The sequence below is a fragment of the Pseudomonas saudiphocaensis genome, from assembly GCF_000756775.1.
GTDB lineage: Bacteria > Pseudomonadota > Gammaproteobacteria > Pseudomonadales > Pseudomonadaceae > Stutzerimonas > Stutzerimonas saudiphocaensis.
In genome coordinates this window covers 2,396,005-2,411,635 of the sequence record NZ_CCSF01000001.1, presented here as the reverse complement: position 1 = coordinate 2,411,635, position 15,631 = coordinate 2,396,005, and the positions used below count along the sequence as shown (strand labels likewise).

The 15,631-nt window shown below is 60.0% G+C and carries 11 protein-coding genes and 1 tRNA gene; 1 reads left to right on the top strand and 11 read right to left on the bottom strand.

Going from position 1 to position 15,631, the window contains the following annotated elements:
• From BN1079_RS11075 to BN1079_RS11045, 8 genes are all read right to left on the bottom strand, one after another.
• Positions 1-1,347 (bottom strand): restriction endonuclease subunit S, encoded by a 1,347-nt coding sequence (locus tag BN1079_RS11075; protein WP_052114469.1) that lies wholly within the window; start codon positions 1,345-1,347, stop codon positions 1-3.
• On the bottom strand, positions 1,340-3,838 hold the full coding sequence (locus BN1079_RS11070; protein ID WP_037024371.1) for an N-6 DNA methylase: 2,499 nt from the start codon (positions 3,836-3,838) through the stop codon (positions 1,340-1,342). The genes BN1079_RS11075 and BN1079_RS11070 overlap by 8 nt, the downstream gene beginning before the upstream one ends.
• Positions 3,839-4,203: 365 nt before the next feature.
• Positions 4,204-5,973: a DUF927 domain-containing protein gene (locus BN1079_RS11065; RefSeq protein ID WP_052114468.1), complete on the bottom strand. Its 1,770-nt coding sequence runs from the start codon at positions 5,971-5,973 to the stop codon at positions 4,204-4,206.
• Positions 5,974-6,087: 114 nt separating this feature from the next.
• Complete coding sequence (locus BN1079_RS17725; protein WP_171819300.1) at positions 6,088-6,258, bottom strand: helix-turn-helix transcriptional regulator; 171 nt, start codon at positions 6,256-6,258, stop codon at positions 6,088-6,090.
• 531 nt (positions 6,259-6,789) lie between these two features.
• A tRNA-Thr gene (locus BN1079_RS11060) sits at positions 6,790-6,865 on the bottom strand.
• 57 nt (positions 6,866-6,922) lie between these two features.
• The gene (locus BN1079_RS11055; RefSeq protein WP_037024369.1) at positions 6,923-8,149 is read right to left on the bottom strand and encodes a methyltransferase; all 1,227 of its coding nucleotides are present in this window, start codon (positions 8,147-8,149) and stop codon (positions 6,923-6,925) included.
• 73 nt (positions 8,150-8,222) lie between these two features.
• Entirely contained in the window at positions 8,223-9,599 is a 1,377-nt protein-coding gene (locus BN1079_RS11050) for a TRAP transporter large permease (RefSeq protein WP_037024368.1), read from the bottom strand.
• A complete protein-coding gene (locus BN1079_RS11045; protein ID WP_037024365.1) occupies positions 9,592-10,143 on the bottom strand; it encodes a TRAP transporter small permease subunit in 552 nt (183 codons plus the stop codon). The genes BN1079_RS11050 and BN1079_RS11045 overlap by 8 nt, the downstream gene beginning before the upstream one ends.
• 198 nt (positions 10,144-10,341) lie before the next feature.
• On the opposite strand from BN1079_RS11045, the gene BN1079_RS11040 reads away from it, so the two are divergent.
• Positions 10,342-11,445, top strand: a complete 1,104-nt coding sequence (locus tag BN1079_RS11040; protein ID WP_037024364.1) for a TRAP transporter substrate-binding protein — start codon at positions 10,342-10,344, stop codon at positions 11,443-11,445.
• 67 nt (positions 11,446-11,512) lie between these two features.
• Here the strand turns inward: BN1079_RS11040 and BN1079_RS11035 are convergent, their stop codons facing one another.
• From BN1079_RS11035 to BN1079_RS17380, 3 genes are all read right to left on the bottom strand, one after another.
• Positions 11,513-11,935: an OsmC family protein gene (locus BN1079_RS11035; RefSeq protein ID WP_037024363.1), complete on the bottom strand. Its 423-nt coding sequence runs from the start codon at positions 11,933-11,935 to the stop codon at positions 11,513-11,515.
• A 66-nt stretch (positions 11,936-12,001) separates the two neighbouring features.
• Entirely contained in the window at positions 12,002-12,307 is a 306-nt protein-coding gene (locus tag BN1079_RS11030) for a DUF2388 domain-containing protein (protein WP_037024361.1), read from the bottom strand.
• Positions 12,308-12,374: 67 nt separating this feature from the next.
• Complete coding sequence (locus BN1079_RS17380) at positions 12,375-15,512, bottom strand: PAS domain-containing protein (protein WP_081950853.1); 3,138 nt, start codon at positions 15,510-15,512, stop codon at positions 12,375-12,377.
• Positions 15,513-15,631: the final 119 nt, after the last annotated feature.

Here is a 15,631-nt window from a genome sequence, read left to right as displayed (position 1 = left end):
TCAGGCTCTCGTTTGTCCAACAGGCTGTTGCACGGACTCCAGCAGCGGGTTGACGCGCACGCGTCCGGTCAGCAGGTCGTCCATCAGGCCGGCCTTTGCAAGCCGGAGCTTGGCGGCACTCAAGCTTTCACTTTCTAAACGCTGCTCCAGGGACTGAATTTCATCGGCGATTGCCTTTGCCTCAAGCGCCGAGGGACGCGCGATGGGGATTCGTCGAACATCTCGAAGGTTTATCCCTTGCACTGCTACTCCAAGCGTGTGAGTCGCAATGAACCTGCTTGGTACTGCCATGCCAAGATAGGCACGCAGGAACCGAGCATCAGTGCCAGTAACTGCCAGTCGAGCGGTATCTTGCGTGATGTTCGCTGAATCTAGAGCGGGAGGCACAAACGCTGTTCTGCTCACTGTTCCACGAATCGTAAACAAGAGGTCACCCGCCTTGAGGCGGGATCTGCTGTACTCCCGATCAATCTTAGGGCTGGTGAGCAACAGATCGTTGAGGTGAATCTTCCCATCGAAGATGTCCTTCACCTTTACAACAGGAACCCCTCCCGGATGCCCATAGCCAGGCATCAGAATCCCGTAGACGACCGGACGCTTCGGGTCAATCAACTGATTTAGCTCTACTGCCTCCCACTCCTGTGGAATCCACCCCAACGGCGACTCCTTGTAGAGCTGCGGCGCTTCGCTCTGTGGCGGGCGCAGTTGGCCGTTGGCGTCGATGCCGCGGGTCAGCAGGTCGTGCAGCAGGCCCTGCTTGACGGCCTTAAGCTTGTCGATCAGCGCCTCGGTTTCGCGGATGGCAATGTCGAGTGTATCGAGGATCTGGGTGATGACCTTTTTCTCAGGAGCCGGAGGATTAGGCACCTGAATGCTGCCGAACTCATTACCTGAGATTTCGAGAAAGGTTGTCCCTGATGCTCGACGAATCAGCTCAGGCTTAATCTTCTCGAAAAGGTGGAAGTAGTACCCGCCTTCCTCGGGATACTTGAAGACGATCGACTTGAACCCTTGGTTGGTCGCCATCGGAACCGCGTTGATGACTCGCGCCCCGAGTGTTGCCCGAGTTGTCACCATCAATGAGCCGACAGGAAGCAAATTCGCTCCGCTCCCACTTAACCCAGCGGGGCTGACGTGCTCTTGCGTGTCGTGTAGCAGCTGCCTATCCACTCCACTGACTTCGCCAGGCGTCACCCACGGAATACTTCCTTGCCAGTAGGAGGACACCTCGCGCGAAGGTGTCCCTCCACCAACGACTGCGCCAAGTTGCCGAATCTCTGCTTGCTGCCAATCACCAGGTAATTGCTGCAGAAACTCTCCGTACTGGTGCTTGGCATGATCAGACATACCCCAGCCCCTTCAGAAATCCCTGCAACGCCTCTGCCGCCGCATCGCGCTTGTGCTCGATCTCGTTCAGCGTCACCCGGTACTTGTCCCACCAGTTCTCGAAAGCGGCGACGATCTGCTTGCGCTGGGCGGCGATGTAGCGCTCGACGATGGCCTGCATATCGTTGTGCAGGATGGTCAGCAGCAGCTCGCCGGCCTGCTGCTCGTCCAGCCCATCGACGGCTTGGTTCAGGTGGGTGGCAAAGTTGTCCTTCTGGGTTTTGAGCTGCTTTTTCACCTTGGCCAGCTCGGCCTTCCAGGCCTTGAGCTGGGCTTCATCGACGGCGCTTTCCTCGGCGTCGCTGGTTTCCGCTTCGCTCTCGGCCTCATCGCCATCCTCGCCCTTGGCTGGGGTGGCGGCCTTGAGCTGGCTTTCCAGTTCGGCCTTTTTCGCTTCCAGCTCGGCCAGCCCGGCGACGAAATCATTGAGCAGGAATTTCACCAACTTGTGTTCCAGCGGGCTGTGCTTGCTGGCCTTGTCTTCCATGGCGGTGACGATACTGGTGCGCCAGGCATCCATCACGCCGCTGCTGCCGCGTGCCATCAGGCCAAGGAAGTCGTATTTGCTCTGGTACCAGAAGCCGGCAACGATGCCGCGCACCTGGAAGGGATCGAGCAGGCCGATGCGCTCCAGGGTTTCACTGAAGCTGGCCAGCAGCTCGCCGCGCAGGCTGACCAGCGCGGCGCTGTCATCCAGCTTCCCGGCCAGGGCGGTGATGCGCGGGCTGTGCTCGCTCCACCACGCCTCGAAGGCGGCGCGTATCGAGGCTTCCTTGAGCTGCAGACCGGGATTGCCTTCGATGGCGGCCTTGAGGTCGGCGCGCTGGGTCAGTTCGGGCTTGAAGTCGAAATACTGCGCGTCGCGTTCGGCGAACAGGTCCAGTGGATCGAGGCCGTGGGCACTGAACAGCGCGGCCTTGGCCTGCACTTCGGCCTTGGGCACGCCGCCGAGCAGGTGGGCGCGTACGTCATGGGACTCCGGCGGCGGGGCGTTGTCCACGTAGCGGCGGATGTTCAGGTTGTAGTCGTTGTCGCGCAGGGTGGCGATGTCTATCACGTCGCTGAGGCCGTCGATCTGGCGAAATTCCTCGTAGGCGGTAGTGATCTTCTCGATGTGCTCGGGCAGCAGGAAGTTCTGCGCGCGGCCCTCGAAGTATTCGCGGTCGGCATTGATGAACAGCACCTTGCCCTGGCGCTCGGCGGGCTTGGCGCTGACACGGTTGGCGCCTTCCTGCTTCTGTTGCCGCAGGATCAGGATGCAGGCCGGAATGCCGGTGCCGTAGAACAGATTGGCCGGCAGGCCGATCACCGCTTCGAGCAGATCCGCCTCGATGATGCCGGCGCGAATGGCTTTTTCCTCACCCCCCCGGAACAGCACGCCGTGGGGCAGTACGGTGGCAACCATGCCCTCGTCGCGGGTGACGGCGAGCATGTGCTGGAGGAACATCAGGTCGGCTTTCTTGGAGCCCAGCGGCACCTCGCCGAAGCGGAAGCGTTCTTCGCGGAAGGTCGGGTTCCAGGCCAGGCTGCCGTCGGCGTTTTTCTCGGTGTGGCCCCAGTTGATAGAGAAGGGTGGGTTGGTGAGGATGCGGTCGAAGCGGCGCAGTTCGCCACCTTCGATATGGCGCGGGTCGGCCAGGGTGTCTTCATTCTCCAGCCAGGCGTTGCTGATGCCGTGCAGGAGCATGTTCATCTGCGCGATGGACCACACGGTGCCGTTGAATTCCTGGCCGAACAGGTTGGCCTTGCGACCGTCCTCGCCGTGCTCGTCGATGTATTCCTTGGCGGCGATCAACATGCCGCCTGAGCCGCAGCAGGGGTCATAGATGTCGTGGGCCAGAGTCGGCTTGAGCAGGTGCACCATCAACCGCACCACCGAACGTGGCGTGTAGAACTCGCCGCCTTTCTTGCCAGCGGAGTCGGCGAATTCGGCGATCAGGTATTCGTAGGCCGCGCCGAGCAGGTCGGGGAATTCGAAGTCGCTGTTACGCAGGCGCACGTCGCCGAAGTGGGTGATGAGTTGGCGCAGCTTCTGGTCGGGAATCTTGCTCTGGCCCACCTTGCGCGTGAAGTCGATGTGCTCCAAAACCCCTTCCAGGGAGGAATTGTTTTCCTCGATACCGGAGAGGGCCTTGTTCAGCAGGTCGCCGACATTAATGTGTGCTTCGTTAACCAGGTGCTTGAAACGCGACTGGCTGGGTACCCAGAAATTGCCGTCACGCTTGTACCAGCGCGGGTTTTCCGCGGTGATATGGGCCTCGGCCTTGCTTTTGCCCGCTTTCAGCTCATCGGCAATGACCTGCTCGTAGCGCTCCTCGAACACATCTGAGCAACGCTTGAGAAACAGCATTCCGAAGATATATTCCTTGAACTCCGAGGCATCCATCTTGCCGCGCAGGATGTCGGCGGCTTTGAATAGGTGGCGTTCCAGCTGTTGCAGCGTGAGAGGCATTGCGAAGTCCCTTGTGGGCACCCGTCGTGGGCACCTGTCCTGGCAGCGTAAATGCCGGCGATTCTAACCCAAGCCAGGTGAGTGGCAGCAGTTCGTGGGTTAGCCCATCCTAAAGCTTCAGCTGAGTGCGACTTCAACTCTCGCTTATGCGCAGGGAACACAGGGATCGCAGGGATAGCGCAGGTTTGGCGGGGCCTGCAGCGGTTCCCTATGGTGTTTCCCGGCAGGGAGCAGTGGGGAACAATTGCTTTCAGTGCTCCCGGTGCTCCCTATGCCGATCTGGCGGAGGGAACAGGCGCAGACCCCGTGGATACTGGCTGATCCCGCTGTTCCCTGCGCTCCCTCCCCCTCATCGAATATTGCAGCTAATCACCATGATGCAAGCGTGCAGGGTCGATCCAGTACAGCCCAGGATTGCTGCCATCCGGGAGCCGCTTGCGGTGCTGCATCTTGCCCGGCTCCTTCTTGGTAATAGCCCCCACGCTGTCCAAGGTGCGCAGCACACGGGTCAGCTCGTAGCCTTGGGTTGCCTCTTGCAGACCGCCGCGAGTGAAAAGATAGATACGCGCACTGCCGGTGCCGGACTGCTCCCAGTAGCCGGCACGATCACGAACGGCCTCTGCGCATGCGTTCACGGACTGAAAGCGAGTGCCCCCGTGGCGGTCAAGGAAATCGGAGATCGTACGCAGGATCTGACGATCCTCGCTGGGACCTGTTCCGCGCTCGACCAGCCAGCCGTTGAAAAGCTTTACCATGCTGGCGGTCCCTTCGCCCTTGGTTAACGGCAGCAGGCCGTAAGTAGTCGCCAGTTCTAGCGCCAGTGCGACAATGGCGAAGCGCTCGCCCACTCGGGCGGACTGACCTGGTTCTGCGTGGAAGTGCATGCGTATGGTTTCAAGCATTGCCGGCAACTGGTCCAGTTTGCCGCTTTCGATGAGTGCCCGCACGAATGCCGGGCCAGCGTGGCCGTAGTGGGTGGTGCTGGCCTTCTTCAGTGAGTCGGACAGTGCTGCGCCGCTGGGGTGACCGTGCAGAGCATCCCAGGCGCCATATTTACGCCCAGACGATACTGTCACCAGGCGCACCTCTTGCCCCGCGTGGATTCGCTTGCCGGCCTCTGACATCTTGGTTTCCAGCGTTACCTCACCTGATGACAGGAGCATCACTCGCCAGCGTCGCACTCGGCGCGCAGCGCTTGACCGACCAGCGCGTTGCTTCCCGATACCATCTGACACGCTATAAACCACATTGCCTACATTGTTCGGCTCGGCCTGGCCCAGCTCATCCAGCGCCAGTAGACAGTCGTTGCGTAGTGACGCGATACCCTCCAGACCATTGGCGGTGGCATTCCATTTCAGAGTGAAATGCATACCGTGGCCCCACACGGAAGCCGCGCATAGAACGATGGTCGTTTTGCCGTTGGAGCTATCCCAAAGAAGATGGAAGCCCCCACCATTGTGGGCGTTGAGGGGCGCCAGCAGCGGACCGGAAAGCGCGGCGCCAATCCCCAGCTGCAGCAACTCGTTTCCTGGCAGAACTGCAGCGATTGTCTGATGCCAACCCTCAAGCGTGCCGCCTTTAGTGTATTCCCCATCGGCGGAGCCATCGGACTGAAAAATAGCGTCGCGGCCGCCTATAGCCTCAAGAGGAGTGATAAACAGTCCATCGACCCACCCGGTTGTCGAGCTAGAAATAACTCGACGTAGCGGCTCCTGACTGGCGATGTAGCGTACAACTTCCGAGCGCTTCGAATGCTCAATTTTCAGCCCTCGATTGTACAGCACAGATATGACCTGCTCCGTTCGGCCAGCAAGTAGCTCCAGAGGCATCGCCCACGTCATTTCGGCGCCGTCTAGGTTGGTAAAACGGAGCAGAACGCCATAGTCCTCGCTGCATGAGGGGCTGCGCGTGATTGCATCCACGTGCAGTGGACCGCACAGCCACTCGTGCGAGAGCGTTTCCTGCCCCTCGTCGGTACGAGTGCTGCGGTGCAGCCAGACGCCGGGAGCAAATTTTTGCCCGTTGTGCACGATCTCAGTGTCATGGACGGTGTAGCCGTTCTTGGGGATGACGGGGGAATGAGTGGCTAGCCGGGCAACGCTTGTACCCGTGCCGGTGGCCGCTACAGTTTGCATGCCTGATACCTCAATTTTTGAGCGCAAAAATCCGCAAACCAACAAGACGGTTTGTTCAGGATTTATTGGATTTGGGGACCTCTAGGCGGCACAGAGCCGCCTAGAGGCTATCGGTCAGGAAAGAAGCTCGAGAATCTGCTCGACCTGGTCACGGGTCCAGAGCAGCCGGCGACCAATCAGGTTGGGCTGAGGGAAGTGCTCAACGTCCTGCCGCAAACGCCAGAGAGTGGTCTGGCTGCAGCGCAGCAGTGAGCAGAGATCAAGAGTCGTGAAGTGGGGTTGCATGACAGGTGCTCCGTTTGGTTGGTAGGCATACGTTGACACAGTGCAACCCCCTTTTTGGGGCCTAATCTGACCACTTTTTGGTAAGATAAACACCTTTTAAAAAAGTATGTGATTAGCTGAGCCCCCGCTATTTGAATCGTTTTTTCCGGCCCAGATAGTCGGTTCCTTGCCCCCGCGCCCCTATGGCCCATCAAAAAATTCAGGCAAACCATCGGCGGATGCCCACCAGGCGCTTTTCCTGGAAGGGGATGGGCTTTGTCAGAAGTGCTCGCCTGGTAGGCTCAGGATTGTGTACGCCTGTTGGCCGCCTGCAATGAAGCGCCCAGCCAGGAATCGTGCAGATTGTGATCTGTAGGCGGGCCGCGAGGTCAGCACAAGCCAGCTTGAGTCCGCCGGTTGCGACAGATAAATCTGCTGCCAGAGGGTGGCGGAGAGCGTTCGGAGAGGAGGTAAAACGGCGTAATTTTACGTCTAATTTTACGTCTGGCAGAAAAAACAAAGGCCTGCATCGCTGCAAGCCTTTGATTTATATGGTGCCGGCACCAGGAGTCGAACCCGGGACCTACTGATTACAAGTCAGTTGCTCTACCAGCTGAGCTATACCGGCGAAAAGATGGGCGCCATTATAGCCATTGCTCGCGCCGAGTAAACCGTTTGTTTGCAGTTACTTGCAGCTGTTTTCTGCTGCGGTTGGCAACTCGGCGAGTAGCAGCAGATTACGTGGGGTGAGTTTGCTCGGGCAGAAGGTTCCGAGCCGTACTTTGTAGCCGTTTTCTGCGAGTAGAAGTGCGCGGTCCAGCAGCAGCCAAAGCTCCAGCGGGCGGCGGAACAGGCCGCGTAACAGTTCCAGGTTGCGGACTTCGGCCAAACGCTGCCATCCGCGCTGCTCCAGTTCATACCAGGGCTCGGCCTGTGGTTCGGGAAGGCTCTTGAGGGCGGCGAGGTCGCGGCAATACTGCTCGAAGTTTTTTTTCAGCCAGGCACTGGGCAGCGAGGGGGTCGGCAAATAGCTGTCGTTGTCACGCAGTTTTCGTTGCAGCAGATCGAAGCCCAGGCGCCAGGCCATGGACTGGTCGCGCTGGCGGCGTTCACGGGCGCCGGCGGTGACGGTTTCGCTGAGCGGCAGACCGAGGTCGTCGCGGGAAAGCTGCAGTCGGGACGCCTGCGTTGCGCTGGAGAGTGGCTGGTAGATATCGCCGCGAATCCGGTTGTAGCAACAGGGGGCGATGGCTAGCTGGCGGCATCGCTGCTCGATGCCGAGCTGAATCAAGCGGACATGCAGGTCGCCGCAGGCGTGCAGGGCAACCGGAGTCAAATCGGGTCCAAGCTGTGTGGCTGCCTCATCGCTCATTACGTCTTGCGCCCGGTGGTTCGCATGGAAACCCAGGCGCTGGCTAAGTTTTGCTCCGGCGTATACCAGTGCAGGGTCCCATTCCAAGCAGGTCAAGGTTGCGCCGCTATTTGCCAGCTGACGCCCCAGATGACCTTTGCCTGCGCACCAGTCGAGCCAATGCCGGGGCTGCTCGCGAAAGTCGAGGGCTGCGCTAAATGACTGAATCTGCTGCCATTTTCGGCCGGGTACATCCGTAGCCTGGCGCGGATCGTTGGTTGGTGTGCTCCGTTTGGGCAGTTCCTCGACGCAGCTTAGTGATCTCGCCTGTTCCGCCAGTGTCTGGAACGGGGCTGGCGCTGCGAGCCTGTCAGGATGGTTATGCGCGTCCTCTGCTTCTTCCAGCGAACGGGCGCGCAGCCATGCGGCGAGTTCTGGATATTCTGCTTCCCAAGGCAGGCGGAGATGGGTGAAGGGGCGTGGCCGCCACAGCGCCTGATGCTGTATGAGAAATGCGTCGAGCCTTTCAAAGCGCTCGACGAGCTGCGTATGGGTATACATCGGAAAAATCCGCGAGGATGGTTAAACGCCGCGCGACGGCAAGACGACGGCAGAAGCAGTCGTCTGCCTATGTTCACTTACCGTATATCTGTTCAGGAAGCCAAGTGATCAGACCGGGGAACAGATAAGCGATTACCAGCAGCAGCACCTGGATCAGGATGAAAGGTATCACTCCCTTGTAGATGGTGCTGGTAGGCACCGATTTCGGCGTCACGCCACGCAGGTAGAACAGCGCAAAACCGAAAGGCGGAGTAAGGAACGAGGTCTGCAGATTCAGCGCAATCATCACGCCGAGCCACACCGGGTCCAGTCCCATTGCAAGCAACACGGGGCCGACGATGGGCACGACGACGAAGGTGATCTCGATAAAGTCGAGGATGAAACCCAGCAGGAAGATTACCAGCATGACCAGGAAGAAGGCTCCGAGCACGCCGCCTGGCAGCTGGGCGAACACGTCTTCGATCAGGGCTTCGCCGCCGAACCCACGAAATACCAGCGAGAAGAGAGAGGCGCCAATGAGGATCAGGAACACCATGGCGGTGATTTCGGTTGTACCGTGCGCCACGTTACGCAGCTGGGTGAGGTTGAGTTTGCCCTTGTAGAAGGCCAACAGCATTGCGCCCAGTGCCCCCAGCGCTGCAGCCTCTGTTGGTGTTGCGTAACCGGCAAGGATAGAGCCGAGAACCGCGCTGATGAGCAGCAGCGGTGGGAACAGCGCATTGATCAGCTTGCCCCACTCGATGGGGCCGAGCTCTTCCTGGGGCAGGGCTGGCAATTTCTTCGGCTGCAGTACCGCTACAGCGATTATGTAGAGAATGTACAGGCCGACCAACAGCAGGCCCGGCAGCAGCGCCCCGACGAACAGGTCGCCCACCGAGACGGTCTTGGGCGAGAAGATCCCCATCTTCAGCTGCGCCTGCTGATACGCGCTGGACATCACGTCGCCTAGCAGAACCAGCACGATGGAGGGTGGAATGATCTGCCCGAGCGTGCCGGTGGCAGCCAGGGTGCCAGTGGAAATTGCCGGGTCGTAGCCGCGGCGCAGCATGGTCGGCAGGGCCAGTAGGCCCATCGTCACTACAGTGGCGCCGACAATGCCGGTACTGGCAGCGAGCAGCGCGCCGACCACGCAGACGGAAATAGCCAGGCCGCCGCGGAGGGTGCCGAACAGGCGCGACATGGATTCAAGCAGATCTTCAGCGACCCGGCTCTTCTCCAGCATCACGCCCATGAACACGAACAGGGGTACGGCGAGCATCGTCTGGTTGTTCATGATGCCGAACAGGCGGTTCGGCAGAGCACTGAGATAACCACCGTCGAAAGTGCCGGTAAGTACACCGAAGCCGGCGAACAGCAGCGAGACGCCGCCCAGGGTAAAGGCCACTGGATAGCCGGCCATCAAGGCCAGGCAGATGCAGGCAAACAGAGCAATTGCCATCAACTCAGCCATGCTTCACCTCCGGCTCTGCGGCCGGCAGGCGACCGGCAAAGAGGTAGGCTGCTTTGATGATCTCAGCGATGCCCTGCAGTATCAGGGTGAACACGAGTATCAGGATGATGCTTTTTTGCAGGTAGACGAATTTCAAGCCTCCGGACTCGCTGGACGCCTCCAGCGTTGACCAGGAATTGCTGACGTAGTCCCAGCTGGCCCAGCCAAGAAACAGGCAAACAGGGAGAAGAAAGAGCAGCGTGCCTAGCACTTCAACCAGAGCTTGATAGCGTGCGCTGAATCGCTGATAAAAGATGTCGACACGTACATGGCCGTTGCGCTGCAGCGTCCAGGCGGCGGCGCCCATGAAGACGAGCGCGTGGGCATAGAGAACTGCTTCCTGAAGTGCCGTGGCTCCGATGCCGAAGCCGTAGCGCAGCACCACCACGACTGCGGTGCCGAGCACCAGAAAGAGGGTCAGCCAGGCGCAGGCCTGACCAAAACGGGCGTTTAGCGTATCGATCAGACGGGCCAAGACGAGCAGAGGAGGGGCATGTTGCGACATGGTAGGTCCTTTATTGTTATTGCCCTTAGCAGCACGCGATTCTAGGCGCCTGCCAGATTGCATCGCAACTGACAAACTCAGTAAATAGTCTGCATACCCGGTGGCGGGCTTGAGTGGTGAGAAGCTGTGTGCTAGCTAGAGTATCTGGGTGCAGGGTTCTGGTACCCGGTAATTACAACAACAATAGGAAGTTAATCCATGAAACGACGTCAAATCTTGGCCGCGGCTGGTGTCGGCCTGGCCGCTACGGCTCTGGTCGGTTGCAATAAGGAGGCCGAACCTGGGGCCGGCAAGTCGGAGGCAGGCGCAAGCGCCGAGAAATTCAGCTGGAAGATGGTGACCTCCTGGCCGAAGAATTTCCCTGGCGTGGGCGTTGGGGCTGAGCGTTTCGCCAGGCTGGTCAACGAGATGAGCGCTGGCCGCCTGACGGTCAAGGTCTACGCTGCGGGTGAGCTGGTGCCAGCGCTGGAAGTGTTCGATGCAGTATCGCGCGGCACTGCCGAAATGGGCCATGGCGCACCGTACTACTGGAAAGGCAAGGTACCGGCTGCACAATTCTTCTGTGCCCTGCCGTTTGGCCCGAATGCTCAGGAAATGAACGCCTGGCTGCACCGCGGTGGCGGCATGGAACTCTGGGAAGAGGTCTACAAGCCCTTTGGCGTGTTGCCGATGGCCTGTGGTGCCACTGGCGTGCAAACCGCGGGCTGGTTCAACAAGGAAATCAAGTCGGTTGACGATTTCCGCGGCCTGAAGATGCGTACTCCAGGTTTGGGTGGTGAAGTGCTGACCCGTATGGGCGGTACCGTGGTGAATATGCCGGCTGGCGAAATCTTCACCGCGCTGCAGACCGGCGCTATTGACGCCACCGAGTGGATCGGCCCGTACAACGATCTTGCGCTGGGCCTGCACAAGGCTGCCAAGTACTACTACACGCCGGGCTGGCAGGAGCCTAACGTCACCTTCGAGCTGGACGTGAACCTCAAGGCTTGGGAAACCCTCCCCGACGATCTCAAGGCTATCGTTCGTGCCGCAGCGCGGGACGTCAACGGCGACATGCTCGATGACTACAACGCCAAGAACATGGAAGCGCTGGAGCAGATGCGCGAGCAGGGTGTTGAAGTTCGTCGCTTGCCGGATGAAGTGCTGGCGCGCCTGAAAGAGGTTGCTGCCGAAGCGGTCGATGCAGCTGCAGCCGCAGATCCGGTGGCAAGCAAGGTCTGGGAGCAGCAGCGCGCTTACATGCAGCGCCTGTACGAGTATGCCGAGCTCAACGAGAAAGACATCTACAACATTCGCGGCTGATTTCCCGTCGTATCAAGAACGCCGCCACCGGCTCAGCCGGTGGCGGCGTTTTTGTCTGGGAGCCTGTTTAAGCCAGGCTGGCCGTCAGGCTTATCTGCGCGTTGAGAACCTTGGAGACCGGGCAGCCTTCCTTCGCCTGATTGGCGATCTGCTGGAACTGCGCTTCATCGATGCCGGGAATCTGCGCCTCGAGCTTGAGCGCGATGGCGGTAATGCTGAAGCCTTCGCCGTCCTTGTCTAGTGTGACCTCAGCGCGGGTGGCGATACGGTCGGCGGTAAAGCCGGCCTGGCCGAGCATCAACGACAGGGCCATGGAAAAGCAACCGGCATGGGCAGCGCCGATCAGTTCCTCGGGGTTGGTGCCGGGTGCGCCTTCGAAGCGGGTGTTAAAACCGTATGGATTGTCCTTCAAGGCACCGCTTTCGGTGCTGATGGTCCCCTTGCCGCTCTTCAGGTCGCCCTGCCAGACGGCGGATGCGGTTTTCTTCATGAACCCTCCGGTTGTTGGATAGGCGATTGCAGCAAGTGCAATCGCCGTGCAGGTTATGCAGCTGCCTTAGTACTCGGCGGCCAGAACCGCGCGTGCAAGCTCCAGGTCGCTGGCCTGAAGATCAGGTTGCTCGCTGCGCAGTTGCTGCAGCATGGCTTCCAGGTAAGGTCCGCGGATTACACCGTCACTGGCAACGAAACTGCTGGCATCCTCGCGGGCATCCGTCACCAGCTTGTTGTCCTTGAAAGTGAGGTAAGTCGAGCCGGTGGTTGCGCCGGAGGAAAGTACCTGGCGGATAAAACTGCCATCCGCCATTGCCGCTCCAACAGGTAAACAGGTCATCGCAAGGGCAGCCAAAAGTGTTTTGCGCATGATGGTTTCTCCGTCTGATCCTGCATCAAGAGACTGTCATGCAACTGACGGAGTTCCTCGGCGGGCGTTATCCGCTGTGCCCGATCAGCTGACGCACCTTGGCGCCGAGGATGTCGATGCTGAAGGGCTTGGTCAGCATGTCCATGCCGGGTGCCAGGAAGTCGTCACGCACCTCGGCATCGGGTGCGTAACCGGTGATGAAAAGCACATTGAGTCGCGGGCGCACTTGCCGAGCAATTTCGGCGAGTTGGCGACCACTGATCCCAGGCAGGCCAATATCACTGAGCAACAAATCGATTCGCCGATCGCTTTGCAGGAAGGGCAGCGCGGTGGTGCCATCCACGGCTTCGAGTACCTGGTAGCCAAGCTCTTCCAGCACCTCGATCACCAGCATGCGCACGGCGACCTCGTCTTCGACGACCAGTACGGTTTCGCCGTGGCGAGCGCCCTGAGCTTCCAGATCGGGGCTCTCTTGCTCCTCGGAAACCTCTATCTGCACCTCCTGGTTGCGCGGCAGGAACAGGGTGATCAGGGTGCCCTGGCCGGGAGTGCTGTCGATCTGCACATGGCCGCCGGTTTGCTTGACGAAACCGTAGACCATCGACAGGCCAAGGCCGGTGCCTTGGCCGATGGGTTTGGTGGTGAAAAAGGGGTCGAAGGCCTTGGCGATCACCTCTGCCGGCATGCCGCAGCCGTTGTCGGCCACGCTGAGAGTGACGTAGTCGCCCGGTTCGAGATTGTCATGCTGGGGTTCGCCAATGTGCACGGAGCTGGTCTGGATGATCAGCCGACCGCCTTCGCTCATGGCATCGCGGGCGTTGATGACCAGATTGAGCAGGGCGTTTTCCAGCTGGTGGGCATCGGTGTAGGCCAGCCAGGGGTCCGCTTGCAGCCGGGTTTCCAAGGTGATGTGCTCGGCCATGGTACGGCGCAGCATGTCTTCCATGGACAGCACCAGCCGGTTGACGTCTACCGGTTTGGGGTCCAATGACTGTCGGCGGGCGAAGGCCAATAGGCGGTGGGTCAGGGCGGCAGCCCGGTTGGCAGAGGTTGTGGCGGCATCGACATAGCGATTGAGATCGGTCACCCGACCGCTGGCGACCCGCCGCTGGATCAGTTCCAGTGCGCCCAGCACGCCGCTGAGCATGTTGTTGAGGTCGTGGGCCAGACCACCGGTAAGTTGGCCGATGGCTTCCATCTTTTGTGCGTGGCGCAGGGTTTCCTCAGCGCGCTCGCGCTCGGCCATTTCCAGGTGCAGCAGGTGGTTGATCTCTGCCAGTTCGCGGGTACGTTCGGCAACGCGACGCTCAAGGTTGTCGTTGAGTTCGCGTAGAGCTTCCTCGGCGGTGACCTGGGCGGTGATATCGGTATTGGTGCCGAACCAGTGTGTGACCTGGCCGAATTCATCGCGAATGGGCAGGGCACGTGACAGAAACCAGCGGTACTGGCCGTCCTTGCCACGCAGCGGGAAGGTCTCCTCCCAGACCGAGCCGATTGCCACCGCGCGTTTCATCGAGGCGCTGACCCGCTCATGGTGATCGGGATGGTTCACCGAGCGCCAGCTAAGGGCGCGCATGGCTTCGTAGGTCGTTCCGGTGTAGTCGTACCAGCGTTTGTTGTACCAGTAGATGTGCCCGGTTGGGTCGGCCATCCAGGCGAACTGGCTCATATTGTCGGCCAGCGTGCGGAACTGTTCCTCGCTGGCGCGCAGGGCGCGTTCGGCACGGATGCGTTCGTCAGCGGTCCAGGCGCGGTCGGTCACTTCGCGGATAAAGGAAAGGTCCTCTTCGCTCCATTGGCGCGGCTGCTTCTGCAAAAGGATTAGCGCGGCGCTTAGGTGACCCTGCTCCTGCAGCGGTACACAGACCAGACTCTGAATGTGGCGCCCCAAAAGGGTCTCGGCTTGCGCTGCAGTACGGGTATCGTGCTGCACGTCTTCGACCACTACCAGCTCATCGTTTTGCAGGTCGTAGATGAAGTCGCCGTAATCGGAGAAGCACATGCGCTCGTCGCTCTCGCCGTGGGCGTCGCCGCTCCAATAGCGTTCCACGGTGGCGTAATGGCCGGCGGGATCGATGTTGAGAAAGGCAGCGCGACTGACGTTCAGGCTCTCTCCCAATGTCTGCACAACGGCGGAGGCAATGGTCAGGCTGTCCGGCTGTCCACGCAGCAGATCGCCAAGCTCCATAAGCAGTGTCTGGCGCTGCTCGGTGAGGCTTCTTTCGCGGATCTGCTCCTCCAGCAGGGCATTCATGTGTTGCAGCTCAAGCGCTGCGTTGCGTTCGGCAGTGATGTCCCGAGCGGTACCCAGCAGGCGGATGCTGCCGTTAGGTGCCTGAAGGCGACGACCGCGGTTGGTCAGCCAGCGGAAGTGCTGACCGGCGGCGTCGTAGACGCGGTAGTCGAGGCTGATCTCGCCATCCTGATCTTCCAGTGCACTGCGGAAGGTGTCGATTAGCGGCTGGCGATCATCATCGTGGACCCTGGCAAGGAATTCGTTAAGGCTCAGCTCCGGCTCGTTGGCGGCGATGCCGCCGAGTGCCTTGAGTTGGGCATCCCAGTGCAGGACATTGCGCTCGAGGTCATATTCCCAGACCCCAATGGAGGCGATTTCATTGGCCAGGCTGACTCGCTGTTCGGCTTCCAGCAGGGCCTGGCTGGCCTGGTCGATGGCTTTGCGAAAGTGTGTGGAACCTTCCGAAGGGCGGTCCGTGGCGCGTTCACGGCGTAACTCCAGCAAGGCCATGACTTGTCGGGCCAGGGTCTGCAGCTGGGCCAGCTGTCGCTCGAAAAGTTGTTGAGGTTCGGCATGCAGCACGCAAAGCGTGCCGAGTGGCAGCCCGTGCGGGGTCTGCAATACAGCTGCGGCATAGAAGCCGGACAGCGGCTGATTTTGCGGATCGGCGGCAAGATCTTCGATAACCAGCGCCGATGCTTGCGCCATCGATCTGGTGCAGAGTGTGCTGGCGCAAGCACGGCCTTGTTCGTCGAGGTTTAGCGAGGCCAAAAAATGGTGGCGCCCGCGTTCGGGAAAGAGGATGGCGGCGCTGGATGTACCGCACAAGTCTGCAGCCAGCGATAGCAGATCGTCGAATGCGGTGTTGTCAGGTATTTCGAAAACCCCGTATTCGGCTAACGCTGCTCGCCGTTCAGCTTCGTCCTGATCTTGGTCTTCTTCGTTCAAGATTTCTGCTCGTCTATCCATGTCGGCAAAATCGCAGTTGTTCCAGCCTTCTGCGCGGGTGCGCAAATGCCCGCTGGACGCCTTTTCAAGTAGACCTCGGTCTAGGGGCAATCTGCCAGAGCCGCCGGTCTGTTCATCGT